The organism is Myxococcus qinghaiensis, from assembly GCF_024198215.1.
In the GTDB taxonomy this organism is placed as follows: Bacteria; Myxococcota; Myxococcia; order Myxococcales; family Myxococcaceae; genus Myxococcus; species Myxococcus qinghaiensis.
Genome location: NZ_JAKCFA010000023.1, coordinates 1 through 25,754, shown reverse-complemented (window position 1 = coordinate 25,754; position 25,754 = coordinate 1). Strand labels below are relative to the sequence as shown.

Below are 25,754 nucleotides of genomic sequence, written 5' to 3'. Positions count from 1 at the left end.
GGCCCTCGGTCAGCGCACGACGCTTCGACAGTGCCCCAGCTCGGCCCGCGCCTCCGCGGTCTCCTGGGCGTAGGCCTTGCTCCAGGGGGTCAGCTCCTCCCAGGCACGGTGCGCCTCCGCGCAGGCCTCTTGCGTCGCGCCCGTCAGCCGGAGCGCCCGCGCGAGCCGACGACGGACTCTTGGAACGCGCGCGGAGCTCACCTGCCGCGCCGTGAGCACCTCCAGCGCGGTGCGCAGCGGCGCCAGGGCCTCGGCGGGTTGACCTCGCGCGAGCTGGACGTCTCCCAGGAGGAGCAGCGCCTCGATTCGCTCGGACGACGCGGGACCCAAGTCCCGCTCCATGCTCGCGAGCGACTGATCCACGTGACGCCGGGCCTCGTCCACCTTGCCCAGGAAGAGGAGGGCATCCGCCAGGGAGCGCAGCCCCGCGCCATCCACCTCGCCCCTGGCGACCAGGGGCTCCTGGAGCGCGACGCCGCGCGCGTGGAAGGCTCGTGCCTCGTCCGGACGACCCAGGAGGCGCAGCAGCCTGCCCACCTCGTGGACATCCAGGGCCACCTCCGGATGCGAGGCGCCATAGACGCGCTCGCGATGCGCGAGGACGCGCCGCACGTGCTCCAGCTCCAGGGGACGCTCGCCCTGCTCTCCCAGGACGCCGAGCCGGTTGGACGCCATCCCCATCAGCACGGGGCTGTCGGCGGCCACGCTCTTGCGCGCCACGGCCCAGCTCGCCTCCGCGGCCTCCCGTGCCTGGGCCCCATGTCCCCACTCGAAGTAGACGAGGGCCAGGTTGGACAACGTCCGCGCCACCGACAGGTTCTCCTCGCCCAGCGTCTTGCGGAGGATGGTGAGCGCGCGCTGGAGGACGGCCTCGGCCCTCGACAGCTCGCCCAACAGGGCCAGCGTGCCTCCCAGGTTCGCCAGGGCCCGTCCCGTGTCCCGGTGCGCCGGACCGAAGTGCTCCTCATGCAGCCGCAGCGCCTCCTCCTGCCAGCGCTTCGCCTCCAGCAGGCGCCCCTGCTGCCGCGCCAGCAGGCCCAGCCGGCCACTCAGCTCCGCGCGCGCATGCGTCTGGCCGCGCGTGGTGGCGGTCTCCAGCGACGCGCGCAGCAGCGGCTCCGCCTCCGAGAAGCGGCCCTCCTGCTCCAGCAGCTCCGCCTGCACGTGGTCCAGCATCGTGTCCAGCTCGGCGTCTCGCAGCGTCTCCGCCACGGCGCGGGCACGTTGAAGGAAGGGCCATGCTTCCGGGGTGCGCCCCAGGCCGTACCCGTGCAGCCAGGCCTGGGACTTCAGCACCCGCGCGAGCACGCCCAGGTGTCGCCCCGCCTCGGCCGCCAGCGAGCCCTGGGCCAGCGACGCTCGCGCGTCCTCGAACGCTCCCGCGTCCTCCTGCAACAGGGCGTGGAGCTGATGCGCTTCCGCTTCCAGGGGCCGATGCCGCGTGGCGAGCGCGCGCTCCCGGGCGGGCAGTGAGATTCGCAGCGCCTCCGAGGTGTGGCCCGCGAGCAGCTCCGCGTTGGCCCGGGCCAGCTCCACGCGCACCGCTTCCACCTCCGCGCGCACCGTCGGGTCCTGCGGTGGAGACACGGCCTCCTGCAACGTGCGCACGTCCGCGCAGCGGCCCACGCCGCCGAGCGAGGCCCCCAGCTTGAAGCCCCGCTCCACCGTTCGCGCGTCCGCGCCCTGCAGCGCCACTGTCAGCCGCGACAGCTCTCCCAGCCGCTGGTCCAGACATGTCATGCGCAGCCCCAGCGCAGCCTCCGACTGCTCGCCGAAGACGCGCGTCGCCTCGCATGCGGACCGGTGCGCGTGCGTCCAGTCCCGCGTCCACTGTTCCAGCGAGGAGGCCACGGCCTGGAACGAGGCCTCGGCCAACGGGTCCTCCGTCCTCAGGAAGGCCAGATGCGTGGACTCACGCACGGACGTGTCCCAGATGCCCGCGAGGTGCCGCTCGCTGCCGTGACAGGCTTCGCTCGGTGTCGTCGAGGAAGGCCCGAGCACGAGGAACCCCAGGCCCACCAGTCCTCCCGCGAGCACCGCCACGGCGGCGCTGCGCTTCCAGGCGCTGGCTTCTCGCGAGAGGCGGGAGCGCAGCACCTGCATGGACTCGAAGCGCCGCGACGGGTCCGCGTGGAGTCCACGCCGGACCACGGCCTTGAGCCACGAGGGAATGCCCCGCTTCTCGGGACGCACCTCCTGGCGCAGCATGGACGCGAGCAACTCTTCGCCCGTGGCGCCCGCGAAGGGCCGCTGTCCGTTGAGTGCCTCGTACAGCGCGACACAGAAGGCGAACTGGTCCGAGCGCGCATCGCCACGCGCTCCGCGAAGCTGCTCCGGCGCCGCGTAGGCGGGCGTCCCCAGGAACACTCCGGTGGCGGTAAGCGGCTCCGCGACGGGGACGAGCGGCTCTGCTTCTCGTGGTGGCTCTCCTGTCGCGCTGGCCGGGCCGACGTCGGTGCTACGCACCTCGCCCCGTGACGGCTCCAGTCCCGCCGCGTTGGCCAGACCAACGTCAGTGCTGCGCACCTCGCCCCGTGACGACTCCAGTACCACCGCATTGGCCAGACCAACGTCGGTGCTGCGCACCGGGCCCCGTGACGGCACTCCAGTCGCCGCGTTGGCCAGGCCAACGTCGGTGCTGCGCACCGGGCCCCGTGACGGCACTCCAGTCGCCGCGTTGGCCAAGCCAACGTCGGTGCTGCGCACCTCGCCCCGTGACGGCTCCAGTCCCGCCGCGTTGGCCAGGCCAAAGTCGGTGATGCGCACCTGTCCGTCGCGCGTCAGCAGGACGTTGTCGGGCTTGAAGTCGCGGTGGCTGATGCCCAGCGCGTGGGTGGCCGCCAGCCCGTCCGCCGCCTGGATGAAGCGCGCGAGGATTTCCCGACGCGTGCGCGGCTTCTCCGCCAGCCACCGCCGCAGCGTGCCTCCCTCCACCAACTCCATCACCAGGAAGAGCTGCCCCTGGAACTCGCCCACGTCATGCAAGTGCGCGACGTGGGGATGCGACAGCCGCGCCATCGTGCGCGCCTCGCGCTCCAGTCGCTGACGCGCTTGGGTAAGCGAGCCCTCCCCGAGCCGCGCGAGGTTCAGCAGCTTGAGCGCCACCTTGCGGTCCAGCTCCGGGTCATAGGCCGCATGGACGCGCCCCATCCCTCCCTCGCCGAGCAGCCCCAGCACGATGTAGCGCCCCACGCGCGCACCCGTGACGAGCAGCCCCGCGTCGACGCTCGGTGACGGCGCCAGGAACCCGCCCAGCACCGCGAGCACGCTCCTGCACTCCGAGCAGCCGGAGACATGCTGGCGCACGGCCTCGGTGCCCTCGGCGTCCAGCCCTCCGCTCGCATATCCCGAGAGCGTGTTCTCGTCCGGGCAGCTCACTCGCGCGCCGCCAGCAGTCCCGAGAGGCTCAAGTCCAACCGTCCATGGATGGCGCGCATCAGGCTGTCCACTTCCGGCTCGGGCAATGACAGCCGCTCGGAGAGCGCGCGTCGCGTCCGCTTCTCCAGCAGCGCCTGCACCGAGGAGAGGCGACGCGACAGGGTGGACTTGTGCAAGCCGAACAGCGCACCCATGCGCTCCAGCGAGAGGCGCTCGACGAAGTGCAGTCGCAACAACTCCCGGTCCTCGTCATCCAGCGACGCCACCGCGCGAATGAATGCCGCACGCACGTGTCCCCGGGCCTCCTCCCGCACGAAGCCCAGCTCCAGTCCTCCCGGCGCGGGGTGCGCGGCGAGCACCTCGGCATCGACCAGGGACTCTTCTCCCTGGGCCTTGCGCATCCTCAGCGCGAGCCGCACCGCGGAGACACTCACCCAGTGCAGCAGCGGACCCACGCCCGCGTAGCCAAGCAGCCGCGAGGGCGCATCCGCGCGAGGCATCAAGAGATTCGCCCGGAGCACCTGCAGCACCTCGTCCACGAACACCGGCGAGGGATGGATGCGAGACAGCGGAACGCGCAGCGCGAGGAGGACCTCCTGCTCCAGGAGCGCGGTGGCCGCTGGCAGCCCCTCGGCGCAGGCGAGCGCGAGCGCGAAATCCCGGGCATGCAGTCGCTCCAGCGCGAGCATCGGGTCCACCGCCCGCGAGAGCCAGGCTCCCAGGTGTCGAGCGAAGGCACGCGGCTCGGGCGCGGCGGAGGAGAGAGAAGCGGCCTGGGAGAAGACGCGCTCCACGGCCTCCCTGGCGCCAGGAGCCTCGCGCAGGCGGGCGGAAGACGGCTCGCCCGCGGACCGCAACACCCACTCGAAGGACTCGGAGTCAGCCCCATGCATCCCAAAGCGCTCCCAACCTCGAGCCCGCGATTCGCCGGGGCCGGGGCCACGCTCATGCATCTACCACGAAGCCCCACGCGCACTGAACGCCGCGCCAGGGTGACGCCCGCCTGCTCGGGCTCGTTCAGGTTCGGAAGACGCGTTCAGCGCTGGGGGAGGATGGCCGAGGCCACCTGGTTGACCAGCTTGAGCTGACCGCGCGACATGCGACGCAGCGTGCGCAAGAGCCGGCGCATCTCCGGCAGGTGGTCCTTGTCCCGGGAGTCCTCCTCCCACAGCGCGGCCCCCACCGAGGCCGCCGTGACGAGCCCCAGCCCCACGTCCGCCGACAGGCGCAGCGCCAGGCACAGCCGGAACAGCGTCGGCACGCTGGGCATCATCTTCCCGCGCTCCATCCGTCCGTAGACCTCCGCGGCGATGCCGATGCGCTCGGCCACATCCGCCTGCGTCAGCCCCGCGCGCATCCGCGCCGACCGCGCCTCCTCGCCCACGCTCACCGCCAGGCGACGCTCCAGTTGTTGACGCGACTGCCGGGCGCGGTCGCTCGGCCGTCCCAGGCGTCCTCGGGGCGACTTGCGGGTGGAGGCGAAACCTTCAGGGTGGGTCTTCACCGCGTCAACCTTATGAGTACGGGCCGAGGCCCCGGCCCACACAGGCACAGGCCGTCCTCGGACGCGTGTCCGACAGGACTTATAACCCAGCAAGTCATCAGGCGAAATACCGATATGGCGGGTAGTCTCCCGGTCCTCGCCAACCCCACCGCCCACCCGTCACGCCCCCCACCCTCCGTCCGAGTCCGCCCTCTGGCGTCCTCCTCCGCTCCCTCTGAGCCAGCACCCCCTCAGGACCCAGGAGGTCCAGGACATGTGATGAGACCTCCCACGCGAGGTGGGCCCCTCCTGACAGGTCCTGGACGCTTGGGCTTCGGCGCTTGACACCTCTCGTTCGTAAAGCCGAAAATCAAGACATCGCCTTAAAACTGGCAGACTCGAAGACCGAGGACCCACCATGGCCGGGCATCCCACCGCCGATGAGCTGATGAAGCGCCTGCTGGCCACTCGCGAGGCGGGCGACGCCAACCGCGCCAGCCCGGAGCAGCTGCGACTGCTGCGCGAGCTGACGCGGGATGCCCCCACCTTCGCGCCCGCGCTGCTGGAGCTGGCGCGGCTGCTCCAACTCGCGGAGGAGCCCGGGGTGGCCTCGGAGGTCACCTTCGCGGAGGTGCAGCGGCTGCTGGAGCAGAGCGTCTCCGTGTCGCGCCGCAGCGCCGTCGCCCTGGTGGAGCTGGGCTACTTCCTGGACGTCATCCGGGGCCGCGATGACGACGCGATGGCCCTGTGGGAAGAGGGCTCCACCCAGGCCCTGAAGACGCTGGAGCAGGCGTGGGCCGGCATGCTGCGAAGCCTGGGGGACGCGCGCACGAAGGAGTCCCTGGAGAAGGGGCTGCGGCTGGCGGAGCGCGCGGAGAAGGTCTTCCCGGACTCGCCGCGGCTGCTGGACGAGGTGGAGCTGGTGCGCGAGCACGCACGGCAGGACGGACTCCTGAAGCCGACGTCTGGCGCCTGAGGAAGCGTCCGGGGCAGACACTACCCATGAGGTGACTTCCCGCTGGAGGACGACCATACTCTCCGAGTGAGTCCTCGGGCCCATCGGGTCCGTCCGTCAGAGGAGAGTCGCCATGTCGCCCCCGTCGTCCGACGCCTCCGCCCAGCCGCATGTGCTGCTGCGCTCCGGTCGCGCCTCCTATGAGCTCGTCAAGTCGCTGGGCGCCGCGCACCACGGGGAGCTGCTCCTCGCGCGCCGCCGCTACGAGTCGGACTTCGGGGGCTACGCGGTCATCAAGCGCCCCCTGCGCGCCGAGGCCGCGCACCGGCTCCTGGAGGAAGGGCGGCTCACCGCGCTGCTGCACCACCCCAACGTGGTCAGCGTGCATGACCTGAAGGGTCCGGATGACGCGCCCGTGCTCGTCTTCGAGCACACCCCGGGACACCGGCTGGACTCGCTCCTGGAGTCCTCCGCCCGCGCCCACCTGCCCTTCACGGAGGGCTTCGCCCTCTACGTCGCCGCCGAAGTCGCGGAGGCGCTGCACCACGCGCACACCCTCACCGACGAGCACGGCCGGCCGCTGCGCGTCGTCCACCGCGACGTCGGTCCCCACAACATCCTCATCACCGAGCACGGCGCGGTGAAGCTGCTCGACTTCGGCGCCGCGTCGTCCGCCCTCTCCGGCGCGCTGGAGACGCAGGAGCACCCCACCAGCCTCGCCTACGCCGCCCCGGAGCACGTCGCGCGGCAGCCGCTGGACGGACGCGCGGACCTGTTCAGCCTGGGGCTGGTGCTGCTCCAACTGCTCACCGGCCGACACCTCTTCGAGGGCGCGGACCGCTTCGAGGCGGAGCGCCGCCAGCGCCGCGCGCGGGCCCTCTCCCAGGAGAGCGCGGCGGAGGTGCACGCGCTGGACTCCGCCATGCAGGAGGCCGTCAGCCTGGCTGCCGCAAGGGAGCTGCGTCGTCGCATCCGCGCCTATGGCCGAGAGGACCTGGAGGACGCGCTGCGCGCGGTGCCCGTGGCCTTCCAGCCGCTCCTGCGCGGCACGCTGGCGCCCGAGCGCGAGGAGCGCTTCGGCACCGGCGCGGAGCTGGCGCGCACGCTGCGGCTGTACGCGCGCCGCGCGGGGCTCGTCTTCGGACGCGCGGACGCGCTCGCGGAGGTGACGGGCCTGAGGTACGCCTCGCTGCGCGTGCAGGCCGGGGAGTCTCCCGAGGAAGTGCTGGAGGACAGGCTGTTGCCGGAGGAGGACCCCGCGAGCTGATCCCCGCACACCTCCCGAATCCGGAAGCGTGCGCTGGAGAACACCCGCACCGTCCCCGCCCGGACGTATCGACGCGGTGCGACTGGCGGTACTGAGACTTCGGTACGAGTCTCAGTCTCCATGTGCACGCCAAGCCTCGTCCTCCTGGTGGAAGACCACGCAGACAGCCGGGAGCTCCTGGAGGAGTTCCTGACGATGGAGGGCTTCGCCGTGGAGACGGCGGGCAACGGCCAGACGGCGTGGGAGCGCCTGCGCCGGCCGCCCTGTCCGGACGCGGTGCTGCTGGACTTGATGATGCCGGTGATGAGCGGGTGGGAGCTGATGCGCCATGTCCGCGAGGACGCCGCGCTGAGCGCCCTGCCCGTCGTCGTCGTGTCCGGCGCGGGCAGCAGCCAGCCGCTGCCCGAGGGCGTGCAGGCCGCGGTGCCCAAGCCGGTGGACCTCTGGGAGCTGCGCGCGACGCTCGCCCGCGTGGTGAACGCGGCGGGCTGAGGGGCTGACGCGCTGGCGACTCAGGCCGACGGAGGCGCGCGCGGGAGCGTCACCTGGAAGACGGTGCCCTGCGCCTCGGTGGACGTCACCTGGATGCTGCCCCCGTGGCCCTTCACCACCTGCTCGACGATGTAGAGGCCCAGGCCCAGGCCGCCGCTGATGCTGCTGCCCTGGTGGCTGCTGGTGGCGCGGCGGAACGGGTCGAACAGGTGGGGCAGCGCCTCGGCGGAGATGGGCTCGCCGGGGTTGTGGACCTCCAGCATCACCGCGTCGCCCAGGTCCGTCAGCGTGAGGGTGACGGGCGCATCCGGCTTGCTGTACTGGAGCGCATTGCCGCCCAGGTTGCTCACCACCTGGAGCAACCGGTCCGCGTCCCACTGGCCGTCGTAGCGGCCCGCGCCGCCCGCCACCTTCAGGGAGCGCTCCGGCCACGCGGCCTCCAGCTCCTCCACGCCCTGGCGCACCACCGCCCGCAAGTCGCCCGGCGTGCGGTGGATGGGAATGCCTCCGCCCAGCCGCCCGCGCGTGAAGTCGAGCAGCTCCGAAATCATCCGCGTCATCCGCGCGCTGGAGCGGGCGATGCGCGTGACGAAGCGGCGCTCGCGCTCCGCGAGCACCTCGCTGTGGAGCAGCTGCGTGGTGGACAGGTGGATGGCGTTGAGGGGGTTGCGCAAATCGTGGCTGACGATGGCGATGAGGCGCTCACCGAAGCGGGCCGCCTGGAGCGCGGCTTCCTGCGTGCGGCGGCGCTCGGTGACGTCCGCCAGCGTGGCGACCCCGGCGATGAGCTCTCCGTCCCTGTCGCGGATGGGCGCGCTGGAGACGAGCACCGTGAGCGTCCGGCCATCCTGGTGCTTCAGCATCGCCTCCTCGCCCTGCACCACCTCGCCCGTGCGCAGGGTGCGCGCCAGCGGCCACGCGTCCGGGGCATACGGCTCCCCATCCAGGCGGCGGGCGTCATAGGTGGTGGTGAAGGTGTCCACGTGGGCCATGGGCAGGAAGGGACGCCCGGTGAGCGCGGCGACCTGCCGGTTGGCGAGCACCAGCCGGCCGGTGGGCGCGTCCGCGATGAAGATGCCCGCGGGCAGCTGCTCCAGCACGGCGGCCAGGCGCGCGCGCTCCGATTCGATGGTGGACAGGAGCCGCTGCCGGTCCGCCTCCACCGCGCGGCGCTGGGTGATGTCCAGCACGGTGGCCACGCGCCGTGACACCCGCCCCGTCTCGTCCCGGAAGGCGGTGACGTGGGAGAAGGCGGGAAAGCGGCTGCCATCCTTGCGCAGGTGGAGCGATTCGTACTCGTGCGAGGGCTTGGAGTTCGCGGCGGTGGCGTGGCGCGGGAGCATGCCCCGGGCCTCGGGGGCAATCGTCGTCTCCAGCGGCTGGCCGATGAGCTCCTCCGGCGTGGCGCCGTGCATGCGCGCGAAGGCGGGATTGACGTCCAGCAGCGTGTCGTCCTGGGCGGACACCACCGCGACGCCGACGCCCAGGCGGAAGAAGACCTCCTCCCAGCGCCGCAGGCCGGCCTCGCTCTCGCGCAGGCGCGCAAGGGACGCCTCCGCCTCCGCGCGAGCCTGGCGCTCGCGCTCATGGGCCTGGGCCTGGGCGACGAGCGCGGTGGCACGCGACGCCATGGCGCGGAACAACAGCAGGTCCTCTTGCGACAGCTCGGTGCTGCCACGGCTGCCCATCAGGGCCACGCCGATGAGCGTGTCGTTCAGGACGAGCGGGACGCCGTAGAGCGCGCGCACGTCGGAGGTGCGCACCACGTCCGAGTGGGCCCGCTCGTCGCGGCTGGCGTCATGCACCAGCAAGGGCTCGCGCGTCGCGGCGATGGTGCCCGCGAAGCCCTGCCCCACGGGCACGCGCCCACCGACCTCCACACCCTCCCCCACGCCGCTCTCCACGCGCAGGGAGTCCTCGCCGTCGCGCAGAAGGACCACGGCCACGTCCACCGAGGCCACCGTGTCGCACAGCACCTGGAGCAGCCGGGGCAGGAAGCCCGCCACGTCGGGGCTGCCCAGCGCCGCCGCGCTGATGCGGTCCAGGGCCTGCAAGGTGCGCTCTCTCGCGCGGGTGTAGCGGCTGACGGAGGCGGCGACGGCCTCGTCCATGGCCTCGTGGAAGATGCGCTCCTCCTGCGGGCGGGCCGTGGCGTGGCCGCGCGCGGACCACAGGCGCAGCACGCAGCCGCGAAGCAGCCGGTACTCGGCGACGACCTGCCGCAAGTCGAAGCCCTCGCCCAGCCGCTCCAGGGCGTGGTCGTCGCTCATGACCTTCAACCCCGCGGCCAGCTCCGAGTGGGAACCGCGCATCATCGCCGCGACGCCCTCCAGCAGTCGGGGCAGTCCATCGCGCAGCGCGGGGCGCGCCAGGGCCTGGGCCGCGGGGATGGAGCGGACCTCCACCTCCCACGCCTCCAGGATGGTGTCGCGGTTCTGAATCAGGAAGTCAGCCAGGGGGATGGGCAAGGGCGTGTCGGAGGTGGTGCCCCGGGCCGGGCACGAGGTGGGCGTGGATTTAGGTCAAGCGCCCCCCCGTCCACAACCGAGCAGAAGCCATGCGCCATCCAGGCCACACTTCACTTCGCGTCGAAAGCCTCGCCGGCTCGCGGTGTCGCTCAATGCGACGACGCGGGCGCCATCACATCCGTGAGCCGCAGCAGGCGGTGCTCCTGCTCCAGCAGGTAGTGCACGCGGAAGCCGGAGCCCAGCACCACCAGTCCCACTTCTTCCGGCAGCAACGGCCCCTCGAGCGGCAGCCCGGCGGCCAGCGCGGCCAGCTCCCCTTGGAGCCGCTGCCGGACCGGGGCCGGGCACTCGTCGAGCGTACGCAATGCCGGAGGCGCGAGCTGAAGACGCAGAGCCATGGTCCTACTCAGGGTGACCACCCCGGGCGTGGCGAACAAGACGTGCCCAGGGTCGATGAGACTGGTGCGCTTCCAACTTCCACGAATCTGGATTTCCCGCGCGGCGCTCCGCGTCACCCCTCCGGCTGTCCTCCACCGAACGAGCCACACCCGGTCCAGCAGGCGGGAAATGCTGGCGCGCGGTATTTGAAAAGGGTCTCCTCCCCCCCGGCGCCATGTCTCAGTCCCTACGTCACCTCCTCCTCGTCGAGGACGACCCCTCCTGGCGGTCTCGGCTGGCCGATGCGGCCCACGCGGAGGGCGTCGCCGTGAGCCATGCCTCGGATGGCGTGGAGGCGCTGGACTGGCTGCGCACCCGGCCTCGCGCGGGGCACCCCGACCTCATCCTGCTGGACCTGGTGTTGCCGAACATGGATGGCTGGGAGCTGTACGGCCAGCTGCGCACGGATGCGCGCCTTCGGCACCTGAACGTGCTGATGTTCTCCGAATCACTCAACGGCCAGGAGGTGCCGCTGGGCGGCGTGGTGGGCTATCTGCGCAAGCCCCACGTGCCGGAGGCGATGCTGACGGCGCTGCGCTCGAACCTCCGGTATCCGCCGGAGCTGGCCCCGCGCGAGTCCTCCGAGCCGTATGTGTTGAGCCTGACGGAGGAGGTGTCGCTGCCGCTGCGCCTGTTGCCTCCGTCCTTGGGACACGCGGTGCGCATGCACCTGTTGCACGCCGCGGAGCTGGTGGGCACCGAGCTGCCCATGGCGTCCACGTGGCTGATGGCGCTGCCAGGCACGCCTCCCGCGCTGCTGGTCTCCGTGGAGGGCGTGCGGGTGGTGCTGGAGGTGGACGACGAAGCGCGCGTGCTGCGCGGCACGTCCGTGGACCTGCCCGCGCACCTGCTCAAGCCGTCCTGACGACTCGGCTCACGCGATACCCCCGTTGCGCACCGTGCCGTGCTCCAGGTCCAGGCACAGCAGGCGGCCTCGGGTGTCGAACATCAGCAGCGCGGTGGAGGTGAGGCGGACTCGTGGGAGTTGCTCGTCCCCCTCGGTGGTGAAGGTGAGCCGCGCGCGGAGGAAGCCACGCGCGTCGAACAGGCTGACGTGCCAGTCCTCGTCGACGAACGCCAGCTCCGCGCGCCACGACTCCGAAAGGAAGCCCTTCACGCGCTCCAGGGACGCCTCGCCCACGGACATCGGCGTGGCGAGGCGAGGCGCCAGCGGCTTCACCCACAGCCAGTCCGCCCCGGTGATGCGGTTGTATTCGCGGTCGCTGAAGTGGACGGAGGCGCGCACCTCGCCATCGGCGGTGAAGGCGCAGGAGAGGAGCCGGATGGAGATGCCTTCCCGTCGGACCCCGAGCGAGTCGCGCACGCGCAGGGTGGGGCCGTCTCGCAGCTCGTAGACCCAGCGCTCCGCATCGGTGGTGACGAAGCACGCGTGCGTCTCGTTCGCGGCCAGCGCGACGACGGAGCCAGACACCTCCGACACCCTCCACAGGGCGCGCGGCTCGGCGGCCTGGGCATCCAGCATCATCACCGTGGACCTGGACGCGACGAACCACACCTCCCCGTCATAGGTGGGAGCCCACGCGTTCATGGCCACGTCGCACCACGCGGTGGCCTGACGCCGCACCACGTCCACGCGGGATACATGGTGCACCTCGCCGCGCGGCGCGATGGCCAGCACCCGGTCCCCATGGAGTGAGGCGACCAGGGAGAACGCGGGCACGTCGAAGTGCGCGAGTCTCCGGCCCTCGGCGCTCTGAAGGACGACGCCCGCCTCGCCCAGCGCGAGCAGCCACCGGTCTCCGGGGAGCACCACCGCGTCATGGATGGCGAAGGCTCCAGCGTCCGCGAGCGAGGCCGTCGCCAGTACCACGGGCCGCCGGGTGTCATGGACCCAGGAGGACGGAACTGGAGGGACCAGCGAGGGCAGGTCCGCGCGCAGCGAGCCATCCGGCAGGCCTTGCAGGAGTTGGGAGACGAACTCGAAGAGGAAGTGGGCCCGGCCCAGGGCGCGATCTCTCAGGAGGGCACGCACGGTGGGGACGAGCACGGCGGCCCGGGCCGCGGACACAGGCTCGCTCTTCAGGGCCTGGGCGAATGCCAGCCGCTCGGCCGGGCCCTGCGAGGAGTCATCGTCCAGCAGCGCGAGCACGCGGGGGTGCGCCGCTTCCAGCCCTCCCTCAATCGAGCCGACCCACAGCGCGAGGAGCCGCGCGCCGCTTACACCGCCCACCTCCACGCCGCGCTCCAGCCACTCACGCGCCTGGGGCCGAGCCTCCTGCACCGGCCAGATGGCGTGGACGGCCTGGGCCCAGTTTCCCGCGTCGGCGCGAGACTGGCCCCATGAGAGGCGCAGCGCGTGTGCCTCGGTGGGGTGCGTGCGCTCCAGGCGCAGCACGGCATCCGCGAAGCAGCCGCTGCGCCGGGCGATGTCGATGGCGCGCTGGGAGTCCTTCGCGAGGAACCACTGGCGCACGACGAGCCCCGGCGGCAGCCCGCGCCCCTCGGCCAGCTCCGCCGCGAGCTTGAAGCGCCCGTGCCGCTCCAGGAAGGCGACGGCCTCCTCGTGAGCGCCGAGCAGCTCGGAGAGGACGAACGCGGCCTCGTCGATGCGCCCCTCGCGCTCGAAGCGCTGCAAGGCGGCGCGGTAGCGCTGGCGGAGGGCCTCGAAGAGCGCGTCACCTCCGGCGAAGGTCGTGGCCGGACCGCGCGGCCCGAGCTGGAGCTTGAGCTCCTCTCTCGGCCCCGGCAGGCCGAGCGCCTCGCGGGTGTTGGCGTTCACGCTCCCACCCAACGGGATGGCATGGCGCAGCGCTTCGTGAAGGTCGCCGCCCTCGAACATCTCGAAGAGGCGGCGCAGGTACTCCGCCTTGCGCCGGCCGAGCAGGTCCCCCAGGGGCGTATTGCGCACCAGCCACTGAGACAGTCGCGACAGCGGGCCGGGGCCCGGAGGAGGACCCGAGGGCTGGGGTGACGTGGAGCGCGCCCCCGCACCGCTTCCGGATTCCCGTGTCGCCGAGCGAGCACGAAGCGCCGCCCACAGCCGGCCCAGCAGGGACGGTGTCCTGGGAGTCAGGGCCTCGCGCCGCGCGCCAGACGTGGAGATGCCCTTACCCTCACCCGAGGGCAGCGCGCCCGCCGAGGAGGACGCGTTCCTCAGCCATGCCGCGAGGCGGCCGAGCCACCCGCTGGCGACTCCAGGGCCCGCGCGTCCCGACGTCGCTCCTGACTCGACGCTCGACGTGGAGGCCCACAGGGCGCGCAGTCGCGACAGCAACCCTGGACGCGCGGCGCCAGCATCACTCCGGGAGGCCATCGCCTCGGCGGACCGCCCCTTCCACGCGGCGCGCAGGCGCGCGAACAGCCCCGGGCGCCTGGCCACGACAACCTCGGACGAGGGAGCCCTACCCTGCATCCGCGCCAGCACCACACGTGCCTCCTGCGACGGCTCCGGAATCGAGCCGCCGAAGAAGGCGCGGGTGACAGGCGCCACGGGCTCCACGGCGGAAGCCACGGGCGGAGGTCTCGCCCCCAGGCTGTCCGTGCGCAGCACCGTCCACGCTGACACGTCGAACCACGAGGACAGGTCCACGACGCGCGCACCCGACAGCGAATGCACCTGGGCCTGGCCCGCGCGCACGAGCACGAGCGAGTCCTTCGTCGCGCCCAGCCGCTCCCACTCCGAGGCCGTCAGCGGCGCGGAGGTGAGCACACCGCCCTCCAGCGTGAGGGGCAGTCCCGGGCTCGATGCCGTGGAGACGCGCTGCACGCGCGCGGAGCGCAGCAGATATCCCCCCGCCACGAACAGCACGGACGTGCCCGGCGCCCACAGCGCCATCACCCGCCGCCGAGCCTCCTGCTCGCCGAGCAGCTCCGGGTCGAACCAGAACGCCGAGGCACTCACCGTGCCCCGGTGCACATGCTGACGCGGCGCCGTCCTCGCGTGCGCGAAGCGCCTCATATGCCCTCCGCCGTCGCGCGATAGCGCACGTGTCCGTCACGAAGGTCCAGCAACACCAGCTCCCCGGTCTGCGTGAGCCAGCCGAGCAGCGACGTGGTGTGGCTGAGCTCCGCGTGCACCACCGGAGCCGAGGCCTGAGCGAGCACGTGGTGGCCCTGCGCTCCGAACCACGACAAGGTGCGCTCATCTGGCCCCAGTACCACCAGCCCGGCCTGCCCCGGAGAACCGTGACAGCAGCCCACGCCGACCACGTGGAAGCCTGGGGGCACCATGATGTCCTGGACGGAGCCCTCGAGAAACAGTCGCCACACTCTCGGCCCGTGACTCATCGCGAGCAACCCCGAGTCCCCAGGCACCTTGACTCCGACAGCGTGCCCGAAGAAGGCCTCACCCCCTCGTGCCTCCAGCACCGTGCTCGTCGACGCGTCCGGCCCCACGACATGGAGCGTCGTCCGCGAAGGCAAGGGCGGCCCCTCCGAGGGCGCGATGTAGACAGGCTTGCAGACATTGGGCGGATACGGAGACGCGGGATACAGGCCGCGCAACCCCGTGCCCCGGCGAACGCTGGGGCCACTGCGGACGTAGACGAGCTTGCCGTGGACCCGGGCCATCGCCGTCACCGAATTGTCCAGCGCCATCAACTCGACGCGATGCTCGGCCTTGACCAGGTAGACGAGGAAGAGCTCTCCGCTCCGCGTCAGCAGCAGGACCGACTCCCCATCGCGGTCCCTCCACGAGAACAGCCGGCCGGGGCCTCCGTGCGCGACGGGGAGCTCCGAGGCGTGGCCCGGCGTCCACCGCTCGGTCACCGGGCGCCGCTCACCCGCGTCGGCGCGGGGAGGCTGGGGCTTGAGCGTGCCGTGGAGGACATAGCGGTCCGGCCGTTCCATCAACGCGAGCAGTCCACCATTCGAGCGCCACCCCGCGGCGAGCATCATATGACCGGGCTGGAGCCTCATGCGCCGAGGTCGGGGCGCGGTGGAGCTGGTCGAGTCGGGAATCGCCATCGCGGACACGCCGCCGTCGGAGTGGAACATCACCAGCCGGAAGCCGTCCGCCGAGAAGTGGAACGAGCGGGCCTTCTGGCCTCCGGCCATCGACACGGGCTTCGCGACACGGCTCTGGAACGGGTCTCTCAGCAGGCGGATGCTGTCGTCGGGAGGCGGCAGGTCCAGCACGACTGAACGCACCGGACGGGAGGCGGGACGCACGTCCACGGTGAGCTTGCGCACCTCGGGGGCCAGCACCTCCGTCACCTCGATGCGGGACATCGACTCCGCACCGGGCAGCCGCGCGAGGCGAGCACTCCCCACCAGCCACGTCTCCTCCGGAGCGTCACCCAGGGACAGGGCTTCGTGCCATGCGGCGAGTCGCTCGACGGTGGGTGGCTCCACATCGCGCGCGGAGAGCCAGGAGAGCAGCACGCTGGGAGTCACCTCGGAATAGGTGCCCCGCTCGGGCGGAGCCTGGAGCACGCCCCACGCGAAGGAGGCCCCGGCGGCCTGGGCACGACGGGCCATGACGATGAGCAGCGCGAGGTGCGCGATGCGAGGGTTGCCGAGCTGGTCGGGCCCCGCGTCCAGCAGGACGACGGTGCGGCGCGCGCCCTGGGGCTGACGGAAGGCGGGCTTGAGGAAGGACAGCTCACCGAAGGCGGCGCGACGCACCAGCTCGTCCGGAGCCTCCAGGGCCCACAGCCACTCACTGACGAGCAGCCGGTCGAAGGAGCCGCGGCGGGTGATTCCGTCATAGCCCTGGGGCTCGCCACCGGCGGTCTCTCCACGCGGGCGCAATGCCCCCATGGCCGCGGACAGCCGGGCCACGAACGGCCCCAGGTGCATGGCCATTTCCTCGGGGAACAGCGCGAGCGACTCCGCCCACGGGCGCAGCGCGGGAGGCAGCGAGCTCATGACGCCCCTTCCCTTCCCGCGCCGGCTTCCTCGCTCGCGAGCCACGCGACGAGCGTGGGGCGGTGCACCGGCCGAGCCGAGGCCACCGAGATGAGCTGAAACGAGCCAGGAAGCACGGCGAGCGGCGTGGCGGTGTCTCCCGCCAGCGCCAGCAACGCCCGCTCCAGCAACGAGGCCACCACGTCCGGCGCGAGCGCACAGGGCAGCAACAGTGACGGCGCCGCGCTGTCGCGGCCCAGGTACAGGACGCCATCCACCCACGGCAGGGACTCCGCGGCGCCCAGCAACACGAGGACGCCCTGCCCCGCGACACCGCGCCACGCGCCCAGCTTCGCGTCGTCCTCCCGAAGGGCCCGTCGCGCGAGCACGCGCGCCACCTCTCCCACGCCGATGACGGCGAGCGGCTCCATCGCCTCCGCGCGCGGTCCCCAGCGCACCGGCAGGGCCCCCTGACTTTCACTGCTCATGACTCCACTCCACCGCCCTCTCGCACGTCTTGAAGCCCCGTCCCCCGCGTCGTCGACGCGGACCACGCCGCCAAACCTCCGGTCAGGAGAGCCCGGCGCGGCGAGCCTCCAGCGACACCGGAGACACGAGCGCGAGCGCCTCCGTGAGCCCGGCGCGCAGGACCTTCAGGTCCTCGGTGAGGAACTCGGGAGCGAAGCTCGCGTCCATCTCCCGCGCCACGCCCTCCAGCTTGAGGTGCCACGCGGCGAAGGCCTCGGCGTCGGTGTCGCTGGGACGCTCGGCGAGCAGCACCTGCCCGGCCTGGGCGATTCGCTGCGCCCGAGCCCACGGCCCCGCGCTGGCCTCCAGCGCCGCCGCCGAGAGGGCCGGGTTCTCCGTCGCCGCGAGAAACTCCCGCAGCACCTCCCGCGCGAGCGCCTGTCCTTCCTTCGTCGGCACCGCGTACACGAGCGGCCACAGGTCCGCGGTGCTTGGAACGGAGCGTCCCGCGAGCACGGCCGCCGCGGCCACCAGTCGCTGCACCTTCACCGCGCGCCGGTCCGACAACGCGAGCCCCGCCCCGCGCAGGGAGCGCAGCGCGTGGGCCAGATGCGGACGCACGGGCGCCAGGTCCGCCTCGCGCGCCGCCTGCGCGAGCACATCCAGCGCCTCCAGCGAGGCACGGCGTCCCGAGCCGTCGCCCCACAGCGAGGCCCCGCCCGCGAGCAGGTCCTCCAGTCGCGGGTCCGGCACGGGCTCGACGAAGATGCGCGCCAGGAAGCGGTCAGCGAAGGCGGCGAGCGACTCGTCCTCCGGCAGCGCGTTGGCCGCGCCCACACAGACGCGCAGCGGGCAGCGCATGCGCGTGTGGCCCCGGCGGAACGTCCGCTCGTTGAGCAGGCCCAGCAGCGTGTTCAGGATGGCGGTGGAGCCGAGGAAGACCTCGTCGAGGAAGGCGATATCCGCCTCGGGCAGCATGCCCGTGGTCTCCGTCTCCACCAGCCCCTCGCGCAGCTTGCGCAGGTCCACGGGGCCGAACAGCTCGGAGGGCTCGGTGAAGCGGCCCAGGAGGTACTCGAAATACGAGCCGCCCAGCGCGCGAGCGGTGCGGCGGACGGCCTCGCTCTTCGCGGTACCGGGGGGACCGATGACCAGCAGGTGCTCTCCGGCGACGGCGGACAGCGCGATGAGCTCCACCATGGCCTCGCGCTCGACGAGTCCCCGTCCCGCATCGGAGAGGGCGTCGCGGACGGCGCTGGCCGCGGCTTCAAAGGTGACGGACATGGACGAAGCCTAACCGCCGGACTCCACCGGCGCGAAGCGCACCCACCCCCCTGCGAAGGAACACCAGCGGACGTCCCCCGGCCTCGCGGTGCCGGGACGCCTGCCTGGTGATGGGGGTAGGTGCGGAAACGGGACGACCCTTGCGTGACGGAGGGCGGTTTGCTTCATGACACGCAGTCCCACTTCATGCTCCGGGCGCGGGTCGGACATAGACTGCCCGCCATGAAAAAGATGTCGAAGTGGGTGGCGGTGGTGGGCGTGCTGGGGGTGGGAACCCAGGCGGTGGCGGAAGGCTGGAATGGGTATGCCTCGCTGGGCGCGGGCATCTCCCTGGACCACCTGAGTGACTTCCGCGCGAAGGGGCCGGCGCTGCATGCCTACCTGGGCGTGGAGTCCCCGCCGGGGTTGTCCCTGGGCCTGTTGGCCGAAGTCTCGGAGACGTGGGGCACGGAGCTGCGCGACGCGGCGAGGGAGGACCGGCTGGAGCGCACCCAGTTGGACTACAAGGCCGTCGGAATCGAGGCGCGGCTGCGGTTCTTCCGGGACAAGCCCATCACCCCCTGGGTGGGCGCGCGGCTGTCGAAGAGCTGGGGCAGCACCTTCACGCCGGACGAGTTCGGCAACTTCCTGCGGGAGAACGTGGACACCACGAGCATGGCGTTCCGCGTGGGGGTGGATGCCTGGTTCAGCCAGCGCTGGGGCATCTCCGCCGCCACGGCCTTCCAGTTCTGTGACGTGAAGCTCACGCGGGACTCAGTGGACGAGTGCGCCAAGCTGATTCAGTCGGTGATTGTGGGCCCGGTGCTGCGCTTCTGAGACAGCGCCCTGGCGCACTCGACTGATGCGCCGCGAGTCATGGCCGGTGTAGAGAACCAGGGGTGAGCGAGAGCTGGGAGCAGCGGGCGCGACGCGAGGCGCGGGAGATGGAAGCCGCCATCCGGAGCGCCCTCGCGCGAAGACAGTCGGACCTGGAGCTGCGCACGGAGCTGGAGGCACTGGCCCAGAGACCGCGCTTCCGGAGCTTCCCCTGGCTGTGGGGACCGGCGCTGCACGTGAGGGACAGGGTCCTCTTCCGTCCGCTCATCCTCTCCTGGCTGGCGCCGGTCAACGTCACGGCGAGCGGGAAGCTGTTCGACCCGTGGAAGAGCGAGTACGCCGCCGCGCTGGAGACGTGGCTGTCGGACGCGGACCGCGCCGACGACGTGGCCGTGTTCCGGAAGCTCTACGGCTGGAAGCTGCAGGGGTTGGGCAAGAAGCAGGAAGAGGTGTGGCACGAGGACGTCGTGCGACGCTTCCGGGGCGCGAAGACGCGGAGTGCCCGGCACCTCGAGTTGAGCAAGGTGGAGCAGCTTCACCTCCGGTTGGATGAGGAGACGGCGCTCGCGCTGGACACGGTGGACCCGGAGGCAGCGCGGCCGTTCATCCGTCAGCACCTGCCCTTCCCGGCGAACACCTGGTCCCGGCCGAAGAAGCCGATGGAGATGTGGAGCACCTACCGGGAGCGCCTCTTCGCCAGGGGAGACACGGAGCAGGCGTGGACGGTGTATCGCCGGCTGGTGTCCGAGGAGGCCTGGCGCCAGGACGCGCTGGCGCTCACCCGGTCCATCCAGGAGCCGGAGGCGCTGGTGCGCGCGCTGGACGAGCACCACCCGGAGTTCGCGCCCACCGCGGCGGCCGACGTCTTCGTGGAGCTGGTGGAGCGGCGCGGGCGCGACGTGGTGCCCTATGTCCTGGAGCACCTGCGCTCGGTGTTCCCGCGCTGGGCCGGACCGAGGGGGAAGAACGCGAAGGCGCTGCCGGAGTTGCTCGAGCTGTGCAGGGTGCGCGGCTGGGAGGACGTGTGGGGAGCGGCGCTGCGCACCTCCGCGACGGAGGAGACGTTCGACACCGAGGTGCGCAAGCTGGTGAAGGACGCGGACCGGGATGAGCAGGTGGCGCGGCGTCGGCTCCTCCAGGTGGCGGGAGCCGGGGCCGAGTGGAACCTGCCCGGGCTCGGCTTCGCGAGGGTGCTGCCGCTGACGGACGCGACGGCGGTGGCGATGTACGAACGCTTCCCGGAGCTGGTGCATGGGCCCTTCCGGATGCACGTGTCCTCCGGCTGGCGCGCGGCGTACCCCGAGCTGGTGGCGCGAGCGTTGGAGCAGCGCGACGAGGAGCTGCTGGACTTCATCGCGAGCCGAGCCGCCACGCAGCCCGTGCCCGAGCATGGCGCGAACAAGCGACAGAAGGAGTGGACGCGGGTCCTGGAGGCGCTGGCGTCCCACTATGAGGAGCTGCCGAAGGAAGGCGGCGTGTTCGCGCGACGGGCCGCCAACGCCCTGGGCGCGGTGCCCGCGTTCTCCATCTGGGATTTCGACTCACTGCTGTCCCGGAACCGGCTCGCGCGGCTGTTCTTCCAGCGCTCGGATGACTTCTACCTGGCGGACCCGCTGGCGGTGAGGGACTTGCTGGAGGCGCCACAGATTCACGTGCAGGCGCTCGCGTTCCGGCTCCTGGGGCGGGACTCGGAGCGCGCGAGGGCGGTGGCGAGACTCAACCTGGACCTGCTCCAGGCCTCGCTGCTGAGGCCCCTGCACCGGCGCACGCGGCTGGCTGCCTTCGGAGCGCTGGCCAACGCCGCGTTGCATGACGCGGCCACCGCGAGGACGTTGCTGCCCCGGATGCGCGAAGCCTTCGCGCTGCCCGACAAGCGGTATCCGAAGGAGGCCCTGGTGGAGCTGCTGGCGAAGGTGCTGATGCGCTGGCCGGAGCTGCGCGGCCCGTCGGAGGTTCCGCGAGTCTTCTCCGCGTCCACGAAGGAGGCCACGTCATGACGGTGGTCGACCTCCTCTACGCGACGCCGTCGGTCTTCGAGTCCACGCGAGAGCGCACGTTGCTGGGCTTGTCGGCGGACCAGCATCGGCCGGTGCGCTTCCACGCGAAGGTGGCGAGGGACGTGCTGCCGATACGACTGGCGCTCCAGGCGCTGGGTCAGCTCATCTGGCAGTCGGACGAGTGGAACTCGGAGTGGATGGGGGGATTGATGGACCCCCTCATCACGGTGCATCCGGACCGGGTCTTCTTCGAGGCGTTCAGTCAGGACCAGAGCTCGTACGGAATGGTCATCGTGGACCGGAGCTGCTTCGAGCCCGAGGGCGAGGTGCGCTGCGGCACCACCAACGTGGACTTCACCGCGTGGTTGTGGGCGGCGCTGGCGGAGATGCGCTCCAGCCGGGAGACGCACCTGCGCGTGGGGGCGGAGGGCTTCGAGGTCCGCACGAAGGGCGCGGGAGGGCGTTTCGAGCAGAAGGTGGAGGTGCCGGACGAGTGGGTGAGAGGTTTCCTCCAGCTCCAGGGCGGCATGGCGATGCCGGGCACGAAGCTGACGGTGCGTCCGGTGGACCTGCTCTCGGCGGTGCGCTACCTCACCTTCACCAAGGCGAAGGTGTCCCCGCGAGCGCTGCGCTACGTGCTCACGCCGGGCCAGGACGCGAAGCTGGTGCTGGAGCCGTGGGAGCACGAGGTGCCGCTGCGAGGAGCGACCCATGGCGCCACTGAGCCGCGCACGGTGCGCACGTGGGGCAGGCGTCGGCTGCGGTTGCTGGAGCCGTTGCTGCCGTACGCGGACAAGGTGGACATCTACCTGAAGGGCCGTGCGCTGCCGCACTTCTACGGGGTGCACCTGGGGCCAGGAGTGCGCTTCGTGCTCGGGCTGTCGGGATGGACGGCGAACCGGTGGACGGGAACAGCGGGGATGGACCTGCTGCTGGAGCCCGAGCGGGACCGTGGACTGACGGAGAGGGTGCTCGGGTTGTTGCGTGAGCGAGTCCACGCATCGACGGAAGAAGTCGCGCAGGCGTTGGGCGTGAGCAAGGCGCAAGCGGCGGGAGCACTGGCGGCGTTGTGCGCGGCGGGGCGGGCGATCTTCGACGTGGAGGCACGGAGCTGGCGGCACCGCGAGCTGTTCACCGCGCCGGTGGACCTGGGCCGGCTTTATCCCCCGGACGCGCGGCGCGAGGAGGCGGAGCGTCTGGCGGCGGCGGACGCGGTGAAGGTGACGTCGGAGACGACGCGGGAGACTCGCAAGGTGCGCAAGCTGCCGACGCCCGAGGGCGCGGTGGTGCGCGAGGTGGTCTACCGCGATTGGGTGGTGCACGGACACGTGGGGCTCCAGCAGGACGTGGAGCTGGTGTTGAACGATGAGGACCGGCTGCTCTTCGGCAGGTGCGGCTGTGAATACTTCCGCGAGCACCTGATGAATCAGGGACCGTGTGCGCACCTGCTGGCGTTGCTGCGATTGGCGAAGGTGCGGCGCAAGGAGCTGGCGAGCTCGGTGCCGGCCTCTGCCGAGGCGCTGGTGGTGAGCGCGGCGGAAGCGGCGGCGCGGCGGCCGAGGAACGCCGACACGGACGAAGACACCGAGGCGGACGACACCGAGGCGCTTGACGAGGACGGCGGCGATGACGATAACCGGTGATGCTCTCGGGAAGGGCCTGGGCTCGCGGATGAGCCGTCGGTGCCGTGGTGTTTCGCCGCGGCGGTGTTCTGTCTCCTTCTCTTCTCCAGGGTCCCTGCGTACGGAACGCAGGGAGCCCCGGGTCCAGCGCCTCGCAGGTCGTCCCCTGGCCCCTCCCGGAGCACCATGAGCTGGCTCGATTGGTTCAAGGGGTGGTTCTCCCCCAAGCCGGTGACGCGCGACGTCTCACGGCTGGATGCACCGTTCGAGCGCGACGCGAGCGACCGTCCACCCGACCTGGTGCGCGAGACGGTGGCCACCTCGGGGCCGCTGAAGCCCGGACACCTGCGACAGATTCTGCGAGACGCGCGGCTGTTGCCCAAGGGCAAGCGGGTCTACACGAAGAATCGGAAGCGGCTCTTCAGCGCGACCGAGGCGCGGCGTTTCTTCTCCACGGCGTTCCGGACGCGGAACCGGAACGTGCGCGACCTGCTGCAGGACGAGGCGCAGCTCGCGAGGTACGGGCTGCCGGTGTGGCGCACGGAGGAGGACGTGGCCACGGCGCTGGGCCTGTCGGTGGGGCAGCTGCGGCACTACTCGACGCACCGAGCGCGGGAGCGGGTGTCGCATTACGTGACGTTCACCGTGCCGAAGCGCTCCGGAGGGCAGCGGCTGTTGCATGCGCCGAAGCGGAAGCTGAAGGCGATACAGCGCCGGCTGTTGGACGTGCTGGTGTCGAAGCTGCCGGTGAGTGCGCAGGCGCACGGCTTCGTGACAGGGCGCTCCATCAAGACAGGAGCGGCGCCGCACGTGGGCAAGCGGGTGGTGCTGAAGCTGGACCTGAAGGACTTCTTCCCATCCGTCACGATGGGTCGGGTGCGAGGGCTGTTGTTGGCCCTGGGGTATGGCTATCCGGTGGCGGCGACGCTGGCGGTGTTGATGACGGAGGCCGAGCGTCAGCCAGTGGAAGTGGAGGGGACAGTGTTTCACGTCCCGGTGGGGCCGCGAGTCTGCGTGCAGGGCGCGCCGACGAGTCCGGGGCTGTGCAACGCGGTGCTGACGCGGCTGGACCGGAGGTTGGCGGGACTGGGGCGGCGGTATGGCTATGCGTACACGCGCTACGCGGATGATTTGACGTTCTCCGGGAATGACCTGGCGACGATGGAGAAGGTGCGAGCGCTGGCCGCGAGGTACGTGCGCGAAGAAGGCTTCGAGGTGAATGCCGAGAAGACCCGCGTGCAGCGCAAGGGTGGGCGGCAGCGAGTGACGGGCGTCACGGTGAACGAGGGGCTGGGGTTGTCGCGAGCGGAGCGGCGCAAGCTGCGGGCGATGATTCACCAGGAGGACCGGGACGGTGGGGATGCGAAGCGGAGCGCGCGCATCGACGGGATGTTGGCGTATGTGGGGATGTTGAATCCCGAGCATGCGACTCGCCTCGCGAGGCGACGCAAGCCTCGGGGTGGGTGAGTCGCTGGACGGATTGAGGTGTGTGATTCCTCAATTCCCTGTGCGGGATTGAGGGGTTTCTCACGGCGGGGCGAGGGAGTGCGTTGTGAGGTGAAGCGGCGACCCATTACACAGGGCGCCCCACCCCCACAGGAGTTGCGCCATGGCGACTGCCACCCGCTTCGCATTCACGCAGCCGAGCTCACCTGGAACCGAGTTCATCATCGAGTTGACGGACGACAAGACGATCAACCATGCACGGAAGATCCTCTCCGGCGAGGAGCGCAACGAAGTCCACGTGCATGGGCGAATCATCAAGAGGACGCAGCCGTACAACCCGAAGTTCTCGTTCCATCTGGACCCGTCGACCATCCAGTTTTTCTCGATGGCCATCGAGGTCTGCGACGCGAACATGGTGTACGTGGAGGACCACCTGGACGAGGCGGGGGGTGCCTTCCTGCCAGGCGGCCACTGGTGCCCGTGGGACTCCAGGCTCACCCGTGAAGTGAAGTAGACAGGGGACTCGACGGGCCTCATGCCTCGGTTGAGCGCGGCTAACGCGCTCCGAGGCTGAGGCCCCGAGAGGATGAGGGCCAGGCGCTACAGTGGATGGTCATGAGTGACCTTCCGTCCGTTCCGAAGCCCGTCGCACCGCGCTGGCTGTACCTGCACGGCTTCGCCTCGGGGCCTGATTCGGCCAAGGGCATGGCCGTGGCAAGGCACCTCGAGGCCAGGGGCGTCCACGTCGCGAGGCTGAACCTGCGAGTGCCCTCGATGGAGCAGCTCCGGTTGAGCGCGATGCTGGAGACGGTGCGAGCGGCGCTGGGAGAGAAGGAGGACCGGGCGGTCCTGTTCGGCTCCAGCCTGGGAGGCCTGACGGCGGCGAGAATCGCGGCGGAGGACGCGAGGGTGTGCGGGCTGGTGTTGCTGGCCCCTGCGTTCCATGTGGTGTCGCAGTTGAGGAAGCGGATGGGTGAGGCGGCGTGGGGACACTGGAAGACGTCGGGTTGGATTGAGACGGACGACTTCGCGGAGAAGCGCAAGGTGCGCATCCACTCGGGGTTCATCGACGACGCGGAGAAGGTGGACGCACGCACGGGAGGTTGGCCCGACGTGCGAGTGCCGACGCTGTTGATCCACGGGACGAAGGACGACACCTGTGACATCCGTTACTCGCGCCAGTGGGCGGAGGGGCGGAGACACGTGCGGATGGTGGAGGTGGATGACGGTCACGAGCTGACCGCGTCCCTGCCAAGAATCCTCGCGGAGTCCGAAGAGTTCCTGCGCCCCTGGGGGGCGTGACCGGGAGGGCTATCCCTCGAAGGCATCCCATCCGCCTGGAGGCGGTGGGAACCCGAGTGCGTCCAAGCACTCGCGAGCTTGGTGGACCCAGCCTGGCTCCGAGAGGCCGTCCGCAGGAGCGCCCCTCACCGAATCGGCGAGTGCTTGAACCCGTGGAGCTGCAGCGCGAAAGCGCTCCGCATCAGGACTCCCCTGCGCTTTTGCGCAGAACGCCGCAAGCGCGACGACGCGAGTGTTGAGCACCAGTCGCAGCTCTGCTGATGGAGTCTGCGAGCACCAACGTGCATAGAGGCGAGGCGCGGCCATCACGCTCAGAAGGTTGAGCGCCTCTGCCACCAAGGCCGCTTCCTGCTCCCAAGAGGCCTCACCCACAGAAAGGCCCCAGTCGGGCGTCGAAGGGCAGCGGAACCTGTCAACGTGAATGAGACAGTGAAACTGAGAGATTAGTGCGCAGCTGTCTGTGAGCTGGGGAGCTGCGCGGGGTTGTTTATCCAGACGGCGTTCGGAAGGGCCTGGGGCTTCGGAGGGCC

The 25,754-nt window shown here is 71.2% G+C and carries 19 protein-coding genes; 10 read left to right on the top strand and 9 right to left on the bottom strand.

Annotation, left to right across the window (positions count from 1 at the left end; translation table 11 throughout):
- Positions 1-9: 9 nt before the first annotated feature.
- From LZ199_RS46815 to LZ199_RS34495, 3 genes are all read right to left on the bottom strand, one after another.
- A complete protein-coding gene (locus LZ199_RS46815) occupies positions 10-3,378 on the bottom strand; it encodes a protein kinase domain-containing protein (RefSeq protein ID WP_253998019.1) in 3,369 nt (1,122 codons plus the stop codon).
- Complete coding sequence (locus tag LZ199_RS34500) at positions 3,375-4,271, bottom strand: transcriptional regulator (RefSeq protein WP_253998018.1); 897 nt, start codon at positions 4,269-4,271, stop codon at positions 3,375-3,377. The genes LZ199_RS46815 and LZ199_RS34500 overlap by 4 nt, the downstream gene beginning before the upstream one ends.
- A gap of 143 nt (positions 4,272-4,414) precedes the next feature.
- Entirely contained in the window at positions 4,415-4,786 is a 372-nt protein-coding gene (locus tag LZ199_RS34495) for a helix-turn-helix domain-containing protein (protein ID WP_253998163.1), read from the bottom strand.
- 493 nt (positions 4,787-5,279) lie between these two features.
- Between LZ199_RS34495 and LZ199_RS34490 the strand changes: the two genes are divergently transcribed.
- From LZ199_RS34490 to LZ199_RS34480, 3 genes are all read left to right on the top strand, one after another.
- Positions 5,280-5,837 (top strand): hypothetical protein, encoded by a 558-nt coding sequence (locus LZ199_RS34490; RefSeq protein ID WP_253998017.1) that lies wholly within the window; start codon positions 5,280-5,282, stop codon positions 5,835-5,837.
- 112 nt (positions 5,838-5,949) lie between these two features.
- The gene (locus tag LZ199_RS34485) at positions 5,950-7,083 is read left to right on the top strand and encodes a protein kinase domain-containing protein (RefSeq protein ID WP_253998016.1); all 1,134 of its coding nucleotides are present in this window, start codon (positions 5,950-5,952) and stop codon (positions 7,081-7,083) included.
- A 120-nt stretch (positions 7,084-7,203) separates the two neighbouring features.
- Positions 7,204-7,575 carry a response regulator gene (locus LZ199_RS34480; RefSeq protein WP_253998015.1) on the top strand — a complete coding sequence of 124 codons (372 nt, stop codon included), beginning with the start codon at positions 7,204-7,206 and terminating at the stop codon, positions 7,573-7,575.
- A gap of 20 nt (positions 7,576-7,595) precedes the next feature.
- On the opposite strand, the gene LZ199_RS34475 is transcribed toward LZ199_RS34480, so the two are convergent.
- Together LZ199_RS34475 and LZ199_RS34470 are read right to left on the bottom strand one after the other, a co-directional pair.
- Entirely contained in the window at positions 7,596-10,043 is a 2,448-nt protein-coding gene (locus LZ199_RS34475; protein WP_253998014.1) for a PAS domain S-box protein, read from the bottom strand.
- A 149-nt stretch (positions 10,044-10,192) separates the two neighbouring features.
- Positions 10,193-10,441: a hypothetical protein gene (locus LZ199_RS34470; protein WP_253998013.1), complete on the bottom strand. Its 249-nt coding sequence runs from the start codon at positions 10,439-10,441 to the stop codon at positions 10,193-10,195.
- Between the two features lie 215 nt (positions 10,442-10,656).
- Between LZ199_RS34470 and LZ199_RS34465 the strand changes: the two genes are divergently transcribed.
- Positions 10,657-11,346 (top strand): response regulator, encoded by a 690-nt coding sequence (locus tag LZ199_RS34465; RefSeq protein WP_253998012.1) that lies wholly within the window; start codon positions 10,657-10,659, stop codon positions 11,344-11,346.
- Positions 11,347-11,355: 9 nt separating this feature from the next.
- Here LZ199_RS34465 and LZ199_RS34460 read toward each other — a convergent pair whose 3' ends face one another.
- From LZ199_RS34460 to LZ199_RS34445, 4 genes are all read right to left on the bottom strand, one after another.
- Complete coding sequence (locus LZ199_RS34460) at positions 11,356-14,400, bottom strand: bpX6 domain-containing protein (RefSeq protein ID WP_253998011.1); 3,045 nt, start codon at positions 14,398-14,400, stop codon at positions 11,356-11,358.
- Complete coding sequence (locus LZ199_RS34455) at positions 14,397-16,310, bottom strand: hypothetical protein (RefSeq protein WP_253998010.1); 1,914 nt, start codon at positions 16,308-16,310, stop codon at positions 14,397-14,399. Before LZ199_RS34455 ends, LZ199_RS34460 begins: the two co-directional genes overlap by 4 nt.
- Complete coding sequence (locus LZ199_RS34450) at positions 16,307-16,777, bottom strand: bpX5 domain-containing protein (protein ID WP_253998009.1); 471 nt, start codon at positions 16,775-16,777, stop codon at positions 16,307-16,309. Before LZ199_RS34450 ends, LZ199_RS34455 begins: the two co-directional genes overlap by 4 nt.
- 82 nt (positions 16,778-16,859) lie before the next feature.
- Positions 16,860-18,041 (bottom strand): AAA family ATPase, encoded by a 1,182-nt coding sequence (locus tag LZ199_RS34445; protein ID WP_253998008.1) that lies wholly within the window; start codon positions 18,039-18,041, stop codon positions 16,860-16,862.
- Between the two features lie 222 nt (positions 18,042-18,263).
- On the opposite strand from LZ199_RS34445, the gene LZ199_RS34440 reads away from it, so the two are divergent.
- The 6 genes from LZ199_RS34440 to LZ199_RS34415 all read left to right on the top strand — a co-directional run bounded on the left by LZ199_RS34440 (position 18,264) and on the right by LZ199_RS34415 (position 25,224).
- Positions 18,264-18,857 (top strand): hypothetical protein, encoded by a 594-nt coding sequence (locus tag LZ199_RS34440; protein ID WP_253998007.1) that lies wholly within the window; start codon positions 18,264-18,266, stop codon positions 18,855-18,857.
- Positions 18,858-18,919: 62 nt separating this feature from the next.
- Complete coding sequence (locus tag LZ199_RS34435; protein WP_253998006.1) at positions 18,920-20,854, top strand: gliding motility protein; 1,935 nt, start codon at positions 18,920-18,922, stop codon at positions 20,852-20,854.
- Positions 20,851-22,497 (top strand): SWIM zinc finger family protein, encoded by a 1,647-nt coding sequence (locus LZ199_RS34430; protein ID WP_253998005.1) that lies wholly within the window; start codon positions 20,851-20,853, stop codon positions 22,495-22,497. The genes LZ199_RS34435 and LZ199_RS34430 overlap by 4 nt, the downstream gene beginning before the upstream one ends.
- A 165-nt stretch (positions 22,498-22,662) precedes the next feature.
- A complete protein-coding gene (locus LZ199_RS34425) occupies positions 22,663-23,943 on the top strand; it encodes a reverse transcriptase family protein (RefSeq protein ID WP_253998004.1) in 1,281 nt (426 codons plus the stop codon).
- Positions 23,944-24,085: 142 nt separating this feature from the next.
- Positions 24,086-24,436 (top strand): BP74-related protein, encoded by a 351-nt coding sequence (locus LZ199_RS34420; RefSeq protein ID WP_253998003.1) that lies wholly within the window; start codon positions 24,086-24,088, stop codon positions 24,434-24,436.
- A 101-nt stretch (positions 24,437-24,537) separates the two neighbouring features.
- The gene (locus tag LZ199_RS34415) at positions 24,538-25,224 is read left to right on the top strand and encodes a YqiA/YcfP family alpha/beta fold hydrolase (RefSeq protein ID WP_253998002.1); all 687 of its coding nucleotides are present in this window, start codon (positions 24,538-24,540) and stop codon (positions 25,222-25,224) included.
- Positions 25,225-25,754 lie beyond the last annotated feature (530 nt).